At 39.9% G+C, this 19,304-nt stretch carries 13 protein-coding genes; 3 read left to right on the forward strand and 10 right to left on the reverse strand.

Annotation, left to right across the window (positions count from 1 at the left end; translation table 11 throughout):
• Positions 1 to 1,566, reverse strand: coding sequence for a BCCT family transporter (locus tag BTR25_RS11505; protein ID WP_075688204.1), 1,566 nt, complete (start codon positions 1,564 to 1,566; stop codon positions 1 to 3).
• A 172-nt stretch (positions 1,567 to 1,738) separates the two neighbouring features.
• Between BTR25_RS11505 and BTR25_RS11510 the strand changes: the two genes are divergently transcribed.
• Positions 1,739 to 2,422 (forward strand): TetR/AcrR family transcriptional regulator, encoded by a 684-nt coding sequence (locus tag BTR25_RS11510; protein ID WP_254842685.1) that lies wholly within the window; start codon positions 1,739 to 1,741, stop codon positions 2,420 to 2,422.
• Positions 2,423 to 2,676: 254 nt separating this feature from the next.
• Here BTR25_RS11510 and BTR25_RS11515 read toward each other — a convergent pair whose 3' ends face one another.
• From BTR25_RS11515 to BTR25_RS11545, 7 genes are all read right to left on the reverse strand, one after another.
• Positions 2,677 to 4,008 (reverse strand): MATE family efflux transporter, encoded by a 1,332-nt coding sequence (locus tag BTR25_RS11515; protein ID WP_075688205.1) that lies wholly within the window; start codon positions 4,006 to 4,008, stop codon positions 2,677 to 2,679.
• A gap of 63 nt (positions 4,009 to 4,071) precedes the next feature.
• Positions 4,072 to 4,890, reverse strand: a complete 819-nt coding sequence (gene nikE, locus BTR25_RS11520) for a nickel import ATP-binding protein NikE (RefSeq protein WP_075688206.1) — start codon at positions 4,888 to 4,890, stop codon at positions 4,072 to 4,074.
• A 29-nt stretch (positions 4,891 to 4,919) separates the two neighbouring features.
• On the reverse strand, positions 4,920 to 5,738 hold the full coding sequence (locus tag BTR25_RS11525) for an ABC transporter ATP-binding protein (protein ID WP_075688207.1): 819 nt from the start codon (positions 5,736 to 5,738) through the stop codon (positions 4,920 to 4,922).
• A gap of 20 nt (positions 5,739 to 5,758) precedes the next feature.
• A complete protein-coding gene (nikC, locus tag BTR25_RS11530; protein WP_075688208.1) occupies positions 5,759 to 6,589 on the reverse strand; it encodes a nickel ABC transporter permease subunit NikC in 831 nt (276 codons plus the stop codon).
• The gene (gene nikB / locus BTR25_RS11535; protein ID WP_075688209.1) at positions 6,586 to 7,530 is read right to left on the reverse strand and encodes a nickel ABC transporter permease subunit NikB; all 945 of its coding nucleotides are present in this window, start codon (positions 7,528 to 7,530) and stop codon (positions 6,586 to 6,588) included. The genes nikC and nikB overlap by 4 nt, the downstream gene beginning before the upstream one ends.
• A gap of 18 nt (positions 7,531 to 7,548) precedes the next feature.
• Positions 7,549 to 9,183, reverse strand: coding sequence for a nickel ABC transporter substrate-binding protein (nikA, locus tag BTR25_RS11540; protein ID WP_075688210.1), 1,635 nt, complete (start codon positions 9,181 to 9,183; stop codon positions 7,549 to 7,551).
• A gap of 190 nt (positions 9,184 to 9,373) precedes the next feature.
• A complete protein-coding gene (locus BTR25_RS11545; RefSeq protein ID WP_075688211.1) occupies positions 9,374 to 10,198 on the reverse strand; it encodes a MerR family transcriptional regulator in 825 nt (274 codons plus the stop codon).
• A gap of 108 nt (positions 10,199 to 10,306) precedes the next feature.
• Here BTR25_RS11545 and norA point away from each other — a divergent pair, with 108 nt between their 5' ends.
• Positions 10,307 to 11,488, forward strand: coding sequence for a multidrug efflux MFS transporter NorA (gene norA / locus BTR25_RS11550; RefSeq protein ID WP_075688212.1), 1,182 nt, complete (start codon positions 10,307 to 10,309; stop codon positions 11,486 to 11,488).
• A gap of 147 nt (positions 11,489 to 11,635) precedes the next feature.
• On the opposite strand, the gene BTR25_RS27560 is transcribed toward norA, so the two are convergent.
• Both BTR25_RS27560 and BTR25_RS11560 read right to left on the reverse strand, forming a co-directional pair.
• On the reverse strand, positions 11,636 to 16,678 hold the full coding sequence (locus tag BTR25_RS27560; RefSeq protein ID WP_075688213.1) for a 5'-nucleotidase C-terminal domain-containing protein: 5,043 nt from the start codon (positions 16,676 to 16,678) through the stop codon (positions 11,636 to 11,638).
• Positions 16,679 to 17,325: 647 nt separating this feature from the next.
• On the reverse strand, positions 17,326 to 17,691 hold the full coding sequence (locus BTR25_RS11560) for an aminoacyl-tRNA hydrolase (protein WP_075688214.1): 366 nt from the start codon (positions 17,689 to 17,691) through the stop codon (positions 17,326 to 17,328).
• A gap of 335 nt (positions 17,692 to 18,026) precedes the next feature.
• Between BTR25_RS11560 and BTR25_RS11565 the strand changes: the two genes are divergently transcribed.
• Positions 18,027 to 19,007, forward strand: coding sequence for a 3'-5' exoribonuclease YhaM family protein (locus tag BTR25_RS11565; RefSeq protein ID WP_075688215.1), 981 nt, complete (start codon positions 18,027 to 18,029; stop codon positions 19,005 to 19,007).
• Positions 19,008 to 19,304: the final 297 nt, after the last annotated feature.

The following is a 19,304-nucleotide window of genomic DNA, read 5'->3' on the forward strand; positions in this document are numbered from 1 at the left end:
TTAAACCTCCAAAGTACTATTACTCTCTGACCCTGATTTTTTTCCTTCCTCTATCTGCTTAATAGGCACACTGCCATAATCCTGCTTTAGCCATCTTAATAACGAAATAGTTAATAGAATATAGATGATAATTACAGGCACCGATACGATAACCGAAGAGGTTTGAACAACACCCAGCCCGCCAATCATCATCAAGGCAACCGCCATAACAGCAAGAATCGCCCCCCATAACAAACGGTGCCAGCGTGCCGGCTCCTGCTGATCCTTCAGTTCCTTCGTTGCAATCGCAGACAAAATGTAGGTAGCAGAATCCAAGGACGTTGCCAAAAAGATAAATCCTAACACTACAAAGAAAATCAAAACGAGCTTGCTAAGAGGCAATGTTTTAAGAACTTCGACAATAGCCGCCGGGCCGCCAGAATCATTCAGAATTTGCGCGACTGGAAGGATATCATTCAATTCCAAATGCATGGAATAACCGCCAAAGACCGCGAAATAGAGCCAACTGCCCAAGGAACCCCATAAAAGAACAGAGCTGATCAATTCTTTAATCGTTCTGCCTTTAGAAATACGGGCCACAAACAAGCCCATGAATGGCGCGGTTGCTGCAAACCAAGCCCAGTAAAATACCGTCCAAGCCTGCGGGAAGCCGCCTTTATTAATTGGATCTGTGTAAAAACTCATCTGCACGATATTTTGCAGCATTAAACCAAGACTGTTTGTAAAATAAGATAGAATGAATAGCGTTGGACCAGCAAGCAGAACAAATAATGCTAAACCCAGAGCCATGTATACATTAAAATCACTTAGCTTACGAATTCCTTTATAAAGTCCGAAATAAGCACTTGTACAATAAATGGCCGTCCAAATTGCTACGATAACAATACTCAAACCAAGTGACTGTTCCATACCCAAGATTTCGCCGATAACCGCTGAAATCATTGGTACACCCAATCCTAAAGATGTTCCAAGACCACCAACAAGGCTCCAAATCACGAGGATATCGATGAGTTTTCCGACCCATCCATCGGCATACTTACCAAGTGCCCCACGGCAAGCGGTACTGATTTTTAAAGAAGATTGTTTTTTGACAAAAAAGGAATAGGCAATCGTAACAGTTGGCAGTGCGTATAGTGCCCATGCAGAAATACCCCAGTGGAACAGTCCGTATGTAACGGCCCACTCCGCAGCTTCATTGCTGTTTGCCTCGATACCAAATGGAGGTCCGATATAATAATAGATTGGCTCCATAATCGACCAGAACATAATACTCGTTCCCATGCCGGCACAAAACAACATCGCTCCCCAGCTAAAGTTGGAGAATTCAGGCTTCCCCTCCCCAAGCTTAATTTTTCCATAACGGCCAAAGATCAGCCAAACTAGCAGAATAAATAGTCCAATGGTTAAAAGCTGAAAAGCCCAATCAAGCTTATATGTAATCGCTGTCATTAAGCTATTTAAAACGGGCTCTGCCGATTCACGATTTACCACCAGCAGCAATGTAGCAGCAACAATTACAATTAGAGATGACCAAAAAACAACAGGATCAATTTTTACCTTTTCCATTCATTCAACCCCTTTTTAAATTTGTTAAATTAAACTAATTACAAATCTTCCAAACATTGTTAAAATATAATCATGATTACTATTTAATTACGATTATAGTACCATATGAATAAATTCATAACAATAAAAATTTTCTAATAATTTATACAGGTATTGGGAAGGGGAATTGATAGTGAAAAAAAAGGAAATCCAAATGAGCCGGATGTGGAAATACTTTGTCGATGCAACAGCTGAAATTATCGAAGAAGAGGGCATTGATAAAATAACGATTAGAAAGGTAGCGGACCGGGCTGGCTATAACAGCGCCACCATTTATAATTATTTTTCCGAAGTCTCGCATTTAATCTTCTTTGCTTCTATGAAGTTCTTGAAACCATATACAGAAGAAGTGTTTATCTATATGGAGAAGGGGGAAAATTCACTTGAAAAATACCTGCTGGCGTGGGAATGCTATTGCAAGCACTCATTTAAGAATCCTCAAATCTTCCATGCTGTATTTATCATGGATTTAGGCGAACATCCGGAAAAATTACTCGAAGACTACTATAAACTCTACCCAACTGATTTAATCAACATTCCAGAAGAGTTAAAACCGATTCTATTTGAGCGAAACATGTCCAAAAGAGGAAGATCCGTTTTAGAAGCTGCATGTAAAGAAGGCTATATTAAAGAGGAAAATATCGATGGGATTAATGAACTGACCATCCTTATCTGGCAGGGGATGTTTACCAATATCCTCAATAATCGAAGATCTTATGAACTCGAGGAAGCCGCGAAAATCACCATGAATTATATTAGAGAAATTGTCCTCAAAGAAAAGGTGTTTGATTTTCAAAAGAAGAGAGAAGGCGCATGACTCTGATTAAATTCAGAGGCATGAATCGGGTACAATCGATGAAAGGCTTATAGTCTCCATCAATAATATAACTTTTCCGGTCGTAGCCTTTTTTATTAAAACCTCTCAAGGCCAATATTAACCAATTCCCTTTTATAAAATTTCAGTATTACAAAAAAGCTAAGTCCACCAGCTTTCGCATAAGGTGGACTTACCTCTTTTTCCTTATTTTTAAATCAGGGACTTCGAAGCATGAAAAAACCGTCCCTGTGCATTTATAGTTTCGTTAAGTAGGCTCCTAGGACTACAGAACGTGATAGGGTAAAGAGGGTGAATGCTAGCCATAGTCCATGGTTACCCCATGCTGGTGTGAGTAGGTTGACTAGGATAATAAACAATGCCATTGAAAGTATTAACGAATTCCTAATTTGAGCGGCTTCTGTTGCTCCGGAAAACACTCCATTGAGGATGATTCCCCAAAATCCGACGATCGGAAATAATAGCAGCCAGCCTTGGTATTGCACCATGCACTCGATGACTTGGTCAATAGAAGTAAAAAGAGGATAGATAACAGAAGAACCCATTACTAACAGGAATGATAAGAGAATTCCTGCAATGGCCCCCCACCTGGCAGACAGCTTGATTGTATCTGAAAACAACTGTCTATTATTTGAACCAATCGCCCTGCCAATTAATATGCTACTTGCATTTCCAAAGCCGCCTAAGCCATACGCCATAATAAAATGGAGCTGAAACAAAATCGCATTAGCCGCCAGCTCCACTTCCCCCATCTGTGCTCCTTTTGAAGTAAAGATGGTGTAAACCGTTAACAAGCAAATCGACCGAATAAACAAGTCGCGATTCACCTTGACCATTTTTATAAAAACCGTTCTTTCAAAAATATCTTTTACTAATTGAATCGACCGAATATCTACTAATTTCATCTTTACTAAAATAAAGACTCCGGCAAGCATGACTCCAACCTCTGCCATGAGACTTGCTATGGCAACACCCGCTACCCCCATATTCAGGCTGGTCACAAACAAAACATCTAACAAAATATTGAGTACATTCATCCCTAATTGCAAATATACCGTTAATTTTACATGGGACGAACCGATTAGCCATCCAAGGATGACATAGTTCATTAGTGCAAAGGGGGCGCCCCAAATGCGAATATCATAATACAATGCAGCTTGATGAGCTACACCAGAAGTAGGGTTTATTATTTTTAAAGCGGCCCATTTAATTGGTTCTTGAAACAGAACAAATAAACTACCGATGACCATGGCAATCAACATCGGTCTTAATAAGGAATACATCAATTCAACCTGGTTATTTGCACCATGCGCCTGAGAGGTGAAACCTGAAGTAGATACTCTTAAAAAACCAAGCACCCAGTACAACGTATTAAATATGAGACTGCCAACAGCCACCCCACCGATAAAGACGGGATTAGGAAGTTGTCCGACTACCGCAGTATCCACTGCTCCAAGGAGCGGTGTGGTCATCTGAGAGAAAATAATCGGTAAAGCTAACAGCATGTATTGTTTATTCGTAAGAGATGTTTGTAATGTCCTTGAATAGGTAGAACTTTGAAAACTCATACCACTTTCCCCTTCAAAAAAATAAAAATGTCACAGCTTCTAAGGTTGTGACAAAGGTAATTATTATACCAGGTTTGCCCGGGTCGTAATCGTTCGAAAACGTGGGTGTTCAGCAAGAATGGAGTCTCTTAACCGTTTAATCGCAGGGTGTTTGGAGGTGAAAAATTGGTCTTTTGATTCATACAGCTCAATTAATTCTCCCTTTTCCAGGACACCAATACGGTCCGATAAGGAAAAGGCTGCTTTAATATCATGTGTAATAAAAAGATAGGATAAGCCAAAATCAACCTTTAGTTCGTTTAATAATTGTAAAATTAATCCCTGGGTGACCATGTCTAAACTACTGACTGATTCGTCTAGGACGATTAGCTTTGGTTTAAGAGCGATGGCCCGAGCAATATTAATCCGTTGCAATTGTCCGCCGCTAAATTGATGCGGGTATTTTTTTAAATCCTTTTCGTGTAAGCCGACTCTTTCTAAAAGCTCAATGACCCTTCTTCTTTGTTCGTCTATCGTGAGCTTTTCATAGTTCTCTAATGGCTCACTAATAATACGTTCGGCCGTCATTCGAGGATTAACAGCTGAATAGGAGTCCTGAAAGACAGCTTGGAGATCGCGCCGTATCTTATGTTGGGTTGCTTTATCGGCATGATATATGTCAGTTCCTTGAAACAAGACCTGACCTTGCTGTGGACGTTGAATCCCGAGAATCACTCTTCCTAAGGTGCTTTTTCCCGCTCCGCTTGTACCAATTAAGCCCAAACATGTTCCCTCTTCAATCGAAAAGGAAATATCCTGAAGAACATTCGCAAGATCCTTCCCTTTAAAAAGCTTTCTTGACTGAAAGCTAAAATTGACTTGTTTTACCTGTAATAAGCTCATTGGTTTCACCCCTCGGAAATTTCGTTGTTTTACAGCATATAGGTATAGGGCTGTTTGTCAAAATATAAGGTAGGTCTTGTCCTTAACAGCTTCTTCGTGTACTCATGTTGCGGGTGATCAAATAATTTTAGCACATTGGCACTTTCTACAATTCTCCCATGCTGCATCACAATGACATCATCAGCCATCTCAGAAATAACGCCAAGATCATGAGAAATCAGTAGAATAGACGTTCCATACTCAGAACGAATCTTATCTAATAGACGCAGTACTAATGATTGACTATGAAGATCAAGGGCTGTAGTAGGTTCATCGGCAATAATAACAGCTGGCCGCAGGCAGGCAGCCATGCTAATCATCACCCGTTGAAGCATACCTCCACTTAATTGGAAAGGATAGTTTTTCAGCAATTTAGCGGGATTTGGCAGGTTGACACTTTCCATCACACCAATCGCAAGCTCCTTTGCTTGCTTTTTATTCAACCCTGTATGAGATCGAATCGTTTCAATAAATTGATGGCCAATCGTAAACACGGGAGTAAAAGCATTCATCGGATTTTGCATGATAAAAGCAATATCCTTCCCGCGAATTTTCCGCATTTCTCTGTTTCCTAGCCCATTCAATTCTCTGCCGTGCAGTGTAATGCTTCCCCTTATGTCAACATTTTTTTGATCATGGAGCTGGAGGATCGACATACTTGTAACCGTTTTTCCACAGCCGCTTTCCCCGACAAGACCTAAGATCTTGCCTTTTTTTATTCCAAATGAAATAGCCTGAACGAGTGTGGCAGAACCGTCATTGGTTCTAACTTGTACATGTAAATCTTTTACCTTTAGAATGTCTTCCATTTTTCAACAGTCCTTTTTCATTAGCGACGTTTAACCCCAAAACGTTCTGATAGTGATTCACCTAATAAATTAAAGGTAACAACAACGAGCATAATCATGACACCCGGATAGATCATTAAGGCTGGATGTGTTCGGATATAGGACTTTCCCTCATGAATCATTGCCCCCCACTCTGGTGTAGGAGGCTGCACACCCAAGCCTAAGAAGGACATGGAGGATAAGTTCATAATCGCCCAACCCATTTCTAATGTTCCCATGACAGCGAGTGATGGAAGAACATTAGGAATAATATGTTTCTTCATAATGGTCCATGTAGAGGAACCACTGATTTTAGCAGCCGTAATATAATTCTGTTCTTTCAAGCTTAGAACCATTCCTCGGATGACCCTGGCGTAATAAACCCATTGTACGAGAATTAATCCTAAAATGACCTGTTTCAGACCCGCTCCCCAAATCCCTACAAAACCAAGAACGAACAAAAGGCTTGGGATGGCCATCAATCCATCACCCAGTCTCATTAACAATTGATCCACCCAGCCACCCTTATACCCAGCAACGATCCCGATAATCAAACCAATACTTATAGCAGAAATAAAGATGAGCATAGCAGACCCTAAGGAAATTCGTGCCCCATATAGGATACGCGAAAACGTACAGCGGCCTAAATGATCTGTACCTAAAGGGTAAGCCCATGAAGGCTGCTGTAGCTTATGCGCTAAATTGACAGCAATTGGGTCATTTGGTGAAATCCACGGAGCAAAAAGGGTGAGTAAGAATAAAATGCCCAGTAGGCTAGAACAAATGACGATCACTTTTTGACTTTTTAATCGATCACGAAGCTTTGCTTTCATCGGTATTGCCTTCCTCTTCTAGAAATACGTGGGTCAATAACCATTTGGATCAGGTCGACTAGTAAGTTGCTAATCAGGAATATTCCTGCTGCCAACAGCACGTAGCCTTGAATAACAGGAACATCACGGTTAAAAACAGCCTCAATAAAAAAACGCCCAAACCCTGGCCATGAAAAAACTGCCTCTACAATGATCGCTCCTGTCATTAAGTTCCCAAGATTCATGCCAAGCCCGGTAATCATCGGGGAAATGGCTATTCTTAATACATGCTTTCCCATGATGATTGTTTCATGAACCCCTCTCGTCCGTGCAAAAAGTACATAGGCCTCCTGCAAATTTTCAAGAACACTTGCCCGTAGCAGCCGAGTATATAAGGCGATTAACGGGAAAGCCAGTGTAACGGAAGGTAAAACTAAATGCTTCCACGTACCAATCCCTTCTACTGGGAACAAATCTAATTTTACAGAAAAGAAAAAAATCAATAAGTATCCTAGCCAAAAGGAGGGGATGGATGCCCCTATAAAAGAGAGGAATCGACTCAAATGGTCCATTCCACTGTTCTTCTTTATACCTGCTAAAAACCCAATCGGGACACTTACTAGGATGGCAATCAAGAGACTGCCGATCGTTAGCTGAATCGTAGCTGGTAAACGAGCGGAAATCTCCTGCCATACGGGTTTATTGGTAACATAGGATATGCCAAAATCAAATTGCCCTACTTTTATTAGGGAGTTTACATATTGAATATAGAGAGGCTGATCTAAGCCGAACTCATGTCTTTTTTGTTCCAACATCTCATCTGTCGCTTGGATATGTGCAGCAGCAAAATATGCCTCAGCTGGGTCCACTGGCGATAGATTGATCATGCCAAATGTTAATAAAGTGGCCAAAAGAAAGATTGGAACAATGGTGATGATTCGTTTCAAGACATAAGTACCCATGAAAAACTCCCCTGTCGCTTACTTCTTCTTACTCATTCCTGTAAATGGATGTTCATCCCGGTTAGCAGGGAAGGTAAAATTAGAAACATCCTTTTGATAGATAGCTATTTTCTTAATATACGAAATCGGTACAATTGCACCTTGTTCTTGTAGTGAACCTAAAATTTCCGTGTAAAGTTGTTGACGCTCGTTTTCATCCGTTGTTTGTTGAACCTCAGTTATTTGGTTCTGTAACTCTTCTTTGTTAGGATAAGATGAAATGACTTCTCTAAATCCAAATCCTTCCGTGACCATCATGTTTACGAAAGTATGCGGATCATATGGAGCACCAAAGTTACTATAGAAATTCATATCGAACTCATTCGCTTTGAATCTTTCGACTTGAGTGGTAAGCTCAACTCCGGCAATATTTAATTTTACACCTAAGCCCGCCCATTCAGACTGTAAGGTTTCAGCCATTGTTTTTTGGATTACTTCAGCAGAGTTATACATTAACTCAATTTCTAGTGGTTTTCCATCTTTTTCACGAATAGCTTTCCCTTTTGGCAGCTTCCAGCCAGCTTCGTCCAATAATTGTTTCGCTCTTTCAACATTATACTCGATTGTATCTGCTTTCACATTGGAAGTATAAGGGAAGTTGGTTGGTAAGATATAGTCAGCCTTCTCTTCTAATCCAGATGTCACACCCTCAACCATCGCTGATTTATTAAAGCCAAAATGTAAGGCTTGACGAACACGTACATCTGAAAGCTGTTCTTTGTTCGTATTCATGACCAGCTGTCTAGTAGCGACTGGTTCAGAAATGCTAGTCCCAAAGGAACCGGTTGATTCTAGTTGTTTAAAAGAATCGATATTGATTACACCCTCCCCATAAATAAGGTCTATTTCCCCCTTTTCGAATGCAAGGACGCGAGTTTCAGCATCAGGAATGATTTTCACTTTAATTTTCTCTACATTTGGGAGTTCTCCCCAATAATTTTCATTTCTTTTAAAAACCGCATATTCATCTACTTTATATTCATCTAATACCCATGGACCTGTTCCAACAGGCTTTTCTACACCTTTTGACGTGTCACCATCTTCAGGGAAACCTGCCTCCCCAAGGAATCGGACTGGACGTACGACCGCTAATTCCTGAATAGTTGGGTAATAAGGTTCTTTTAAGGTTAATTTAAAAGTATACTCATCGACAGCCTCAGCTTGGTCGATCTTCGAAATAAATCCTAACCAACTGTGTGTTGCTGCATTTTTTAAAATCGCATCAAAGTTCTTTTTCACAATCTCTGCATTAAAATCTGTGCCATCTGTAAATTTCACACCTTGACGTATGTTGAACAAATATTCTTTCCCATCTTCGGAAATCTTCCATGACTCGGCTAAATGTGGTTTGAGCTCTCCACCCTCTTGGTAGCTAACTAAAGGTTCATAGACCATAGATTGAGCAAATAATTGAGATGGGTTGTAGATATGAGGATTCATTTCACCTATATCTCTTGGCCAAGCAAAGGTAACTATACTTTCCGTTTCTTTATTGCTAGATTTTGAGTTTTCTTTTTCAACTGCACCGCTTGAACAGCCAAGTAAAGCGATTGATACTATCAGAACCCATACAGTCATAAGCAAAGTTCGTTTCTTGTTATTTGGGTTTACCATCGTAAGTTGATCCTCCTAAGTGATAATGATAACTATTATCAATAGTAGATTTCCAACCGCCAATTGTCAATAAAGATTCAAATATTTCACAAAGTATTCACTTTAATAATGTTAAAAACACAGTAAAAGCACAGGGACGGTTCTCCTGCTTCCTTCGTTAAACGGAGGAAGCAGGAGAACCGTCCCTGCGTCACTTTTTAACGTGTATGATGATTTTGGTGACAAACTGTTCTTTTTGGTTTTTTACGATGGTGTCGTAGATGTATTCTTCGAGGACGTATTCTCCTAATGCTAGCTGCAATCGGTCCATTTCTGTGAACAGTCTTTTATAGGTGTTAGGGATGGTTTTCTCATCGCCAATATGATAGCCAATGAGGTAGTCGCCCTCCAGGGTTTGAAAATAGGGGTAACCAGCCTTTGGATTTGGCTGCTTTATATAGAGGTAGCTGTAATTGGCGTATTCTCCCTTTACTACCTGTTCTCGTTTTGTCATCGCACCGATGGGATATCCTGTGTCCAGGTGTGATACATTCAATTCATCAATAAAGTCCGAAACCGCACCGAAAAATTCTTCATTCATTATATTTTCGATATTTCTGCTTAAGTAAAATGTGGCCGCTGGTAACGTTTCCACTGTTACTTGGTCAAACCTAAGATATGACGCTTCCTCCATTAAGGCTATTTTTGCCTCAATGATTCTTTCCTTCGCTTCAATCTCTTGGCGCTTTTTCACAATCTCATTTTTCTTTTGATACATTAATGACAAAAAGCCTTCTGGTGATTTATTTTGCATATATGCTTGAATATCGCTGAGCGACATATCAAGCTCCTTCAATAAATCGATAACAAAAAACAACTCGATTTGGTGTATAGAGTAATACCGATACCCTTTTTCATTCTTCCATACCGGAGATAAAAGCCCGATCTGATCATAATAAAACAATGTCTGTTTATTCACTTTGCAGAGCTTTGCGAATTCCCCTGTCGTTAAATATCTTCCACTTTTTTCATTCATTTTTAATAACACCCCACTTGACTATATAGTTACTATATACACTAACATAGTCATTATATAAAAATGAAAAACATGACCTACAAAGTTATGTTAAGGAGAATGGATAAGATGAAGACTCAAAAAGTCACCTTAGGATTATTGTTGATGAATTTATTTATAGCCTTTTTGGGAATTGGTCTGGTCATTCCAGTCTTACCTACACTAATGAATGAATTAGGTATTACCGGAACAACCATTGGTTATTTAACCGCTGCCTTTGCCATTGCTCAATTGATTGTTTCACCTTTTGCAGGGAAAGCAGCAGATAAATACGGTAGAAAAATTATGATTGTTATCGGTTTATTTATTTTTGGTTTTTCCGAATTTTTATTTGGGATTGGCAAAGAAATCGAGATGTTATTCTTTTCTCGTATTTTAGGAGGAATCAGTGCGGCGTTTATCATGCCCGCTGTTACAGCTTATATTGCTGATATTACCAATCTTGAAACACGTCCTAAAGCACTCGGATATATGTCGGCTGCTATTAGCACCGGATTTATCATCGGCCCAGGTATTGGCGGGTTCTTAGCGGAATTTGGAACACGTGTCCCATTTTTCTTTGCCGGGGCAATGGGTACCATTGCGGCAATCCTTTCGATTCTGTTATTATCTGAGCCCAATCGTACAGAAGATCACAACGAACAAAACCCTGATGGAAAAAACAGCTTCAAGCGAATTTTGGCACCAAAATACTTCCTTGCGTTTATTTTAATTTTCATTGCATCATTTGGTTTGGCCGCTTTTGAATCGTTCTTTAGTCTATTTGTCGACCACAAATTTCAATTTACACCAGCCGATATTGCCATTGTGATCACAGGTGGTGCCATTTTTGGAGCCGTGTCACAAGTTCTTTTATTCGATCGACTGACACGAGTTTGGGGCGAAATCAAACTAATTCGATACAGCTTAATCTTATCAGCCTTACTTGTCTTCTTAATGACCGTGGTTCATTCCTATTTTTCTATTTTACTAGTTACCTTTATTGTTTTCGTAGGATTCGATTTATTCCGGCCTGCCGTTACCTCATACCTTTCCAACATCGCTGGAAATGAACAAGGCTTTGTCGGCGGAATGAACTCCATGTTTACCAGCCTAGCAAACATCAGCGGACCCATCCTAGGCGGAATCCTATTTGATATCGACATAAACTATCCTTACTACTTCGCAACCGTAATCCTAACCGTCGGAATCATCATCACCTTATTCTGGAAAAAGCAAGCAAACCAGGTCACAAAATCAGTTGAAGCATGAAACACAGGCATGATGCACAGGGACGGTTCTCCTGCTTCCTTAAGGAAGCAGGAGAACCGTCCCTGTGCGTCGCAGGAGAACCGCCCCTGTGCATCTCTATAAGAAAAGGCGTGCCACAAGCGGCACGCCTTTTCTTAGTTATTCGTATTAGTTTTGTGTAGTACGTTTTCTTCTAATGAAGTATAGACCACTACCAGCTAATACTAACATTAATCCTACAAGTAGGATGTTAAAGTTGTTTGTTGCTGTGTTTGGAAGTCCTTTACCTGGGTTCTGAACTGGTTCTTTACCTGGGTTTTGAACCGGTTTTTCACCTGGATTCTGTCCTGGGTTTTGACCCGGGTTCTGTCCTGGATTTTGACCTGGGTTCTGTCCTGGGTTCTGTCCTGGGTTCTGTCCTGGGTTCTGTCCTGGATTTTGACCCGGGTTCTGTCCTGGCTCTTCTCCTGGCTCTTCTCCTGGTTCTTCTCCTGGTTCTTCACCAGGTTCTTCGCCTGGTACCGAACTTACATCTACAATTCGACCTTCAATTTCAGTTGGAATTCCTGCACTTCCAATGCTTACTAAATGTTCACGGAAGTTCTCCCAATCAGAAAGACCTAGATCAGTTACACGACCTTCTGCATATGCTTTCGCGAAGACATCATAGCCGTCTCCACCTTTAGCTGTAAAAGCGTTTGTTGCAATAGTATATGTTACACCATCTTGAACTGCTACGTACTTGCCATTTGCATCTAAATAAGATACAGAAACAATACGCGCTCCAGCTGGTTTCGAAGGATCATATACTACTTTTCCGCCTGCCATATGCAAGAAACCGCCATTTTCAACAGGATATTGGCTAAGAGAGATTTCAAATGCTTCTTTTAGCTCTGCCCCTGTTAAATCCATAGTTGCAAGTGTGTTATTAAATGGCAATACAGTAAGGATTTCACCAACAGTGATCGGTCCAGCATTAATTCCTGCACGGATTCCGCCGCCGTTCTGCAATGCCATGATAACATTTTTACCCGTAAATGCTTTTGCTTTTTCAAGCATTCCGTCTGTAATCAAGTTACCTAAGATTGTTTCATTTTTACGTACACTTGGTTTTGTATTGTCACCGTTTGTACGTGGAGATTCTAAGTTAATTGGTGATGATACGCCAATTTCCTCATTAGATATTTCAGTAACTCTCGTTTTGAAAGGCTGTAATACGCTTACTGCTTCTGCATCCTCAGCAATAGTATTGTTGATTGCAATTAAGCGACCATTGTGAGCCGTTACAACACCATGATCATCAAATTCAACATTTAGAACACCTAGGTTGCCGTTCGAGTTGCCTGTTTGAACGATAACAGTAGGAGTTGCATCTTTAGCTACCACAACTGGTTTTGTCAATGCAGTGTGGCTGTGTCCGCCTACAATTACGTCAATGCCTTCTACATGCTCAGCTAATAATAAGTCATTATCGATTGCTCCATTGTCGTCATATCCAATATGAGTCAATGCAACAATACGTTTAACACCTTGTGCTTCTAATGCTGCAACTGCCTTTCTAGCTTCATCGAGATAATTTTCAAATGCAATCGAGCCTGGGCTAGAAATTTCAGCTGTTTCTTCAGTTGTTAAACCAAAGATCCCAACTTTCTCACCGTTTACTTCTTTGATGATTCCGTTATAGATTTTGCCGTTTTCAAATTCAGTCACAACTGAATCTTGGAATAATCCATCAAATTTAGCGTCCTTAGAGAAATCAACGTTTGCACTTACAAATGGGAAATTAGCGCCTTTAACAAAGTCAACCAATGCTTGGTGGCCTTCTGGTGAAGAACCTAAGTCAAATTCATGGTTACCAAACGTCATGGCATCAAAGCCCATCAAGTTCATCATAGCCAAGTCTGCTTTACCTTGGAATTCATTGAAGTACAATGTTCCAGTAAGTGCATCCCCCGCATGAAGAAGAAGTGCTCCAGGAATGGTGCCTCTAATATCTTTCACTGCTGTTACTGTTCTAGGCAACATATCCAATGCTGAGTGAGTATCATTGGTATGAATGATGGTTAAGTCAGGGAAATCAATTTGAACCAATAGCGGATCATGGTCAGATGCTTGTCCCTGTGCTTCTGTGAAGTTTGCATTGATATGAATCATATCAACAGCAGTATTCGATACTAAGTTATTTGTTACAAGAACATGGTCAAGTACTTGGTTGTTCCCTCCGAAGAAATAAGAGAAACGATCCTCAGCAGGTACTTTTTCAACCATATTGGTTAAAACATTGCCTTTTAGTGTGTCAAGTACTGGAGTGAATTCGAAATCATTCATATCACCAGCAACAATAACATTCAGGGCAGGATTTTTAGCAAGTCCTGCTTTAACAAAGTTATTAATTTCTCTTGCTAACTCTATACGTTGTGCTTCTGAGCCTAATTTAGGAGGTTGACTTGCTCCCCATAGGGATTCGTCTCCACCTTTAGAATTTAAGTGAGCTCCGATTACGACCACGCGCTGACCTTGGAATTCGAATTCCGCAGCGATTGGTTTACGTGTTCCAGAGTACTTAGCAGGGTTAACAACACCTGGGTTAAGCGTTAAGTTACCTTCTTCTGTCCAAGCGTTTGCTTGCGTTCCAGTTCCCTTAGTTCCTTGAACCAATGAAACTCTTTCTGAATTATACAGGTAACCAACACGGATATTACCGCCTGGTGCACCGCCGTTTGTGTTGTTTACAGGAGCAACATCTGTCCAAGCATATGTTGGGCCACCAGCAACTTTGATTGCGTTAATTAAACGGTTATAGCTCTCGGATGCATCTGTATTTCCAGAATTCGTTTCACCATCATTATCTTGAACTTCTACAAGAGTAATAATGTCAGGAGATTTCATGTTTTGCACAAATGTCTCTGCAATTCTAGCAACCTTGTGGTCAGGTGTGTTTGCTGTGTTGTTAGAGAAGTTTTCTACATTGTAAGATGCAACTGTTAATTTTTCTTCTGAAGGTACAATATGAGTAACTTCTTGTTTTAAATCTGATTTGATGATTGGAGGCAAGTTTACTGTATCTACTTGATAGCCGTTAGCTGACGCGTACGTAATGATACCAACGATATTGCCATCAAACTTATCACCAGAACGGAAATCAGACCCAACATTGTTCAGAAAGATTTTCTCAGGATTGTAATCGTCTGCAGCGATATTCAATCCGCCCATAACGTTCAATTCATTATTTGTAGTGCCTGGTACAACGATCGGAACATCGTTACTATACGGAGGTCCTACTACAAGAGCATTTGGGAATGAAACGCGCATGAATTCTAGAGATTCCCAGAAATCGATACCATCTTCTTCTGGATCAAAAGATTTCATTCCATCATTATCAATAATTTTGTTTGGAGGAAAAATATCTTTGCCTATTACAAGTGCTTCAGGTAGAGCTGCTGCTCCTTGTGAAGTACCTGCAGTTGCCTTGATAGTTGTTTTAGAGATGCCATTATTAACTTCTGCAACTGTTCCGTCAACAGAAACTTTAGTACCAACAATGAAACCGTGAGCCGTTAACGATACTTCAATCGCTTCTGATGTTGCAGGGTCATTATCAGCGTTTTCAACATCTTGCATAACAAAGCTGTTTCTATTGAAAACGTGCGTTACCACACCAGTGATGTTTGTAACGGAAGCCCCATTATATTCAGATACATGTCCTTTTCCTTGAATATCATGGATTTTAACGCCTTCAGTATTTAATATTTTATAAGTAAAGCTGAACACTTCACTTACTTCTTCACCTTTTACTGCAATGGCTTTAATCGTTGTTTCACCAGTTGATAATGCTATTGGTTCCACATACTTTATGCTTGCTGCAGTAGGTTCAGTACCATTTGTTGTGTAGTAGATTTCAGCACCCTCAAGGCCTGATTTCAACTCAATTTTTGTACCAGTTGGAACAACGCCCTGTGACTGTGTAACATAAACAGCTGGTTTGTTAACTAAGTCAAAGCTATCAAGACCAGTCGTTACTAGGTTGAAACCAGTATCATCTTTTGAGCCATTTCCAATAATATGAACTAGGTCGCCTACATTATAATGTTTTACTAAATCATCATAGTTAGCGCCAGCACGATTATCCTGAATAACCCTTACAGTTTCGCCACTTTCAAATTTAGCTTGGATAGTAGCAGTTCCGAAGCTATCCTTAGTCATTTCTGTGATTGTTACTCTTTCAAGCTTCAGTAATTCTCCCTGTGTAGATTCATCTACTGCCTTTACAGACTGTGCGGCAGGAAGTACATTTCCACTGGAAACAACGACAACCTCAGTTGGCACAATTTGTAATTGAGTTTTATAGGTTGCTAACTTACCAGTGATTTTTATAAAATCACCTTTGGTTACATTTTGTGTGCTCCTATAAACATATATACCAGCAGTAGCATCTTGCAGGAATAACTCTCCAGCACCCAAAAGGCCTGAATTAGTTGTTGCGATCCCCTCAATTGTTACCACTTCTCCTACAGCTGCTTTACGTGCATCTGCAATGGAAATAGCAGGAACCGGTTCTGGTTCAGTTGGTTCAGTTGGTTCACCAGGCTCGGAAGCTGTGTCCATAGTGTGTTTGCCTAGGTCGGTAAAAACATTATTCCCTAAATTAGTCCATTCTTTGGTTCTATCAAAGGTATCATCAATAATGGTATCTCCTGATAGAACATTACTGTTTCTAACAAGCGTCATATCTATTAGAACATTTTCAACTGATCCAACTTGACCAATTGAATCAACTGCTGTTCCGTTTTTCTTTAGAACGATTTGGTCGTTACCATTAAAATTAATAACAGTTTTGCTTTCATCGATTTTGTCAGCTACCTTTACGATATCAGCATGTGCATCTGAACGAGAGATAACGTATGTTTTACCACTCGCAAGCTTGCCATCTAATGGTAAGATATTACTCGTAGTACGGGTTCCAGTAGTAGCAGAAGCACTATTATTATAGTGTTCAAGAGTATACGCACTTAGGTCGATTTCTGCACCTGTACCATTGTAGAGTTCAATAGCCTTATTAAAGCTGCTGCCCTCAATGTATTCTGAGATAATTAAATCTGTAGCTAAAGCCGTTTCAGCCTTTGCATTAAGATTGCCGGCTGGTGAGATTAAGCTTATAAGCAAAGCAAGCACCGTGACAATACTCATACTCTTTCGATTTCTTCTCTTCATGTTTCTCCCCCTTAAAACTGAAATCTTTGTAAAAACCGTACCCAGATCGTATTGCGTTAACTCCGTACATCAATTGCACTTTTTAGGAAATTTTGCTGTTTGAAAATCTTATCCTAGCACTTTACGAATGAAAGAGTTTACAAGTTAACGCCTGCAAAACCGATACTCATCAAAAATTACTAGTATTTGAATATCAAAGCAATCATACTAAACTAAAACAGAAGTAAATTTCTGAAATTATTCTAGTATTAAAATACAGCAATCAAATCCCTTACACGATTATATAATCCTAGAACACTATTAACAAGAGAATTATTCCGAAAATTGTCGAAATATCTGGTAAAAAAAACGCATGGGGACGGTTCTTATGCGTCCTTACTGCAACCGTACACATCCCCCCTTCTTTATCTTCTAAAAATTACCACCACTCTTTGGCATAACAAACAAATCATCAACCATTTCTAACAGCAATTGTGCTCATCTGTTTAGTAATAAGGATTGTGCCTTAACTAAAAAAGGGCGTATCCTACCTGGATTAGCACCCTGTTATGTTTTTACAGTGTCGAGGTCACACACGGGGACGGTTCTTCTGCTACTTTATTTAATAAGAAAATAAAGCAGGAGAACCGTCCCTCTGTACGCAAAGTTTAGTTTTTAAGGAGTGTTAAGTGCCCGACGATTTCTTTCGCTTCAAATTTCCCCATCGGTGGAAGGGCAATAACGGTCAAAGAACCTGACTTAACCTCGGTTAAACCACTATCACGTACACTGAAAAACCCACTTTTTTCTAACTTTTCAAGCTCGGCTTGTTTCCCCTTTAAAATCACTTTTTTCATTCCTATTTTTACCCATTCTACAAACTTTTCATGCCGTTCAGGAAAAGAGGATTGCGTAGACATCAGGTTAATCGTACTAATCGTTGCCGCATGAGCCACTTGTGCTGCTGTCTTCCCCTTCGACATATGTAAATCCTGATTGACAATAAAGTATTGAACGAGATCCTGTTTATCCATCCATGATCAGTCCTCATTTATAAATTTTTTCCCACAACCAGAAGCTGCTAGCCCACTTCGATTATCCTCGCAACTTCAATAATATTTCCATTTTTTGATATATCATAGCAAAATGAATCACCGATGTCAGGTTTGAGAAAAAATGACCAATTAGTAATCCAAATCATCTTGTTGATGAAAGGTCCGAATATATTTGCTCCAAACCTTTCAGTACCCCATCAACGCTTTAAGAAAAGCCACTAGTACCGTCCCCATGTTCATTTCACCGCCTAGTATTTTATGCTAAAATAGTAAAAAACATATGTTCTTTCAGAGAAGATTGGAGGATAAATGAAATGGCTGTTTCCTGTTTATTAGAGGTTGTCCCAGGCGAATCCTTCGCCGGTTTTTGCCTGATTAAAGGAGTGAAATCGGATAAAACCAAAAAAGGTGATCCATATCTCGATGTAACGGTTGGAAAAAAGCATAAGGTCGTCGAGTGCAAGCTGTGGAACAACGGGTTTGAAGGAAGGACCGTTGAAGAAATGCTGACCATATTCACAAATGGAGCCGTCCTGCACATTAGCGGCAATGCATCTGAATACAACGGAAGGCTTCAAATGACGATTAACGATTTCCACATTCCGAGTAACGACGAAGTGGACTTGAGTGACTATATCGATAGCGCCCCAGAGTCCATTGAAAATATGGAAAAAGAAATTCTTTCATTTATTGATGAAATCAAAATTCCGATCTTGCACCAAATCACCTCTGATTTGTTTGAAGAAAACAAGAAATACTTCATGACTCATGTAGCCGCAGTGAAAATGCATCATAATTTTCGTTCGGGTCTGGCGTATCATACCCTTTCACTTCTTCGGATTTGTAAAAGCATTTGTGACCAATATGGTGAATCAGTAAATCGGAGCAAGATGTATGCAGCACTTACGCTTCATGATATGGGAAAAATCGTGGAGATGTCTCGCAATTATACCGCTCCAGAATACACCCTTTTCGGAAAATTTTTAGGCCATATTCAAATCGTAAACCAGATGATTGACCGAAAGTTAGTGCTGATCCGTAATGAACGAGCTGTTTCTAATGATGAAGTGACGGTGGTCTATGAATTAATGAACATTATCTCAAGTCATCACGGTCCTCTCAACAACGGCTGGGGAAGTACAGCGGAACCGATTACGTTAGAAGCTCACCTTTGCCACATGATCGATAATATCGACGCAAAAATCAACATGATCACCAAAGCAACAGTCGACATGCAAGAAGGAGAAGTACAAAAAGTCTGGGGACTCGGTAACATCTATAAACCTAAAAAGTGACACAGGGACGGTTCTTAAAGCGGACAATCGGAAGTTTTGCGCGTAAAAAGGCACAACTAGCGTTAATGAGCTAGTTGTGCCTTTGATGATTTTTAAGCAGAAGATCATAGCGCAAAATTTTTGATTGCCAGAGAAGAATGAAGTCGCGGCCCTCGCTAATGAACTAAAATATGGTAACCCCACCAAAAATAAATTTTTATTCGTTGAAGGATTTTTTCAATTTACGTCGTATTGGGGATTCAATCCGATACCTATTTTTCATACATTTTTATACAAGTGTTCGCAACTATTATACAG

Source organism: Bacillus sp. MRMR6, assembly GCF_001940785.1.
Taxonomy (GTDB): Bacteria; Bacillota; Bacilli; order Bacillales; family Cytobacillaceae; genus Neobacillus.

What these genes read in the sequence shown, in the direction of transcription:
- BTR25_RS11505 (WP_075688204.1), bottom strand. Translation starts at nt 1,566, where the DNA reads ATGGAAAAGGTAAAAATTGATCCTGTTGTTTTTTGGTCATCTCTAATT.
- BTR25_RS11515 (WP_075688205.1), bottom strand. Translation starts at nt 4,008, where the DNA reads ATGAGTTTTCAAAGTTCTACCTATTCAAGGACATTACAAACATCTCTT.
- nikE (WP_075688206.1), bottom strand. Translation starts at nt 4,890, where the DNA reads ATGAGCTTATTACAGGTAAAACAAGTCAATTTTAGCTTTCAGTCAAGA.
- BTR25_RS11525 (WP_075688207.1), bottom strand. Translation starts at nt 5,738, where the DNA reads ATGGAAGACATTCTAAAGGTAAAAGATTTACATGTACAAGTTAGAACC.
- nikC (WP_075688208.1), bottom strand. Translation starts at nt 6,589, where the DNA reads ATGAAAGCAAAGCTTCGTGATCGATTAAAAAGTCAAAAAGTGATCGTC.
- nikB (WP_075688209.1), bottom strand. Translation starts at nt 7,530, where the DNA reads ATGGGTACTTATGTCTTGAAACGAATCATCACCATTGTTCCAATCTTT.
- nikA (WP_075688210.1), bottom strand. Translation starts at nt 9,183, where the DNA reads ATGGTAAACCCAAATAACAAGAAACGAACTTTGCTTATGACTGTATGG.
- BTR25_RS11545 (WP_075688211.1), bottom strand. Translation starts at nt 10,198, where the DNA reads ATGAATGAAAAAAGTGGAAGATATTTAACGACAGGGGAATTCGCAAAG.
- norA (WP_075688212.1), top strand. Translation starts at nt 10,307, where the DNA reads ATGAAGACTCAAAAAGTCACCTTAGGATTATTGTTGATGAATTTATTT.
- BTR25_RS27560 (WP_075688213.1), bottom strand. Translation starts at nt 16,678, where the DNA reads ATGAAGAGAAGAAATCGAAAGAGTATGAGTATTGTCACGGTGCTTGCT.
- BTR25_RS11560 (WP_075688214.1), bottom strand. Translation starts at nt 17,691, where the DNA reads ATGGATAAACAGGATCTCGTTCAATACTTTATTGTCAATCAGGATTTA.
- BTR25_RS11565 (WP_075688215.1), top strand. Translation starts at nt 18,027, where the DNA reads ATGGCTGTTTCCTGTTTATTAGAGGTTGTCCCAGGCGAATCCTTCGCC.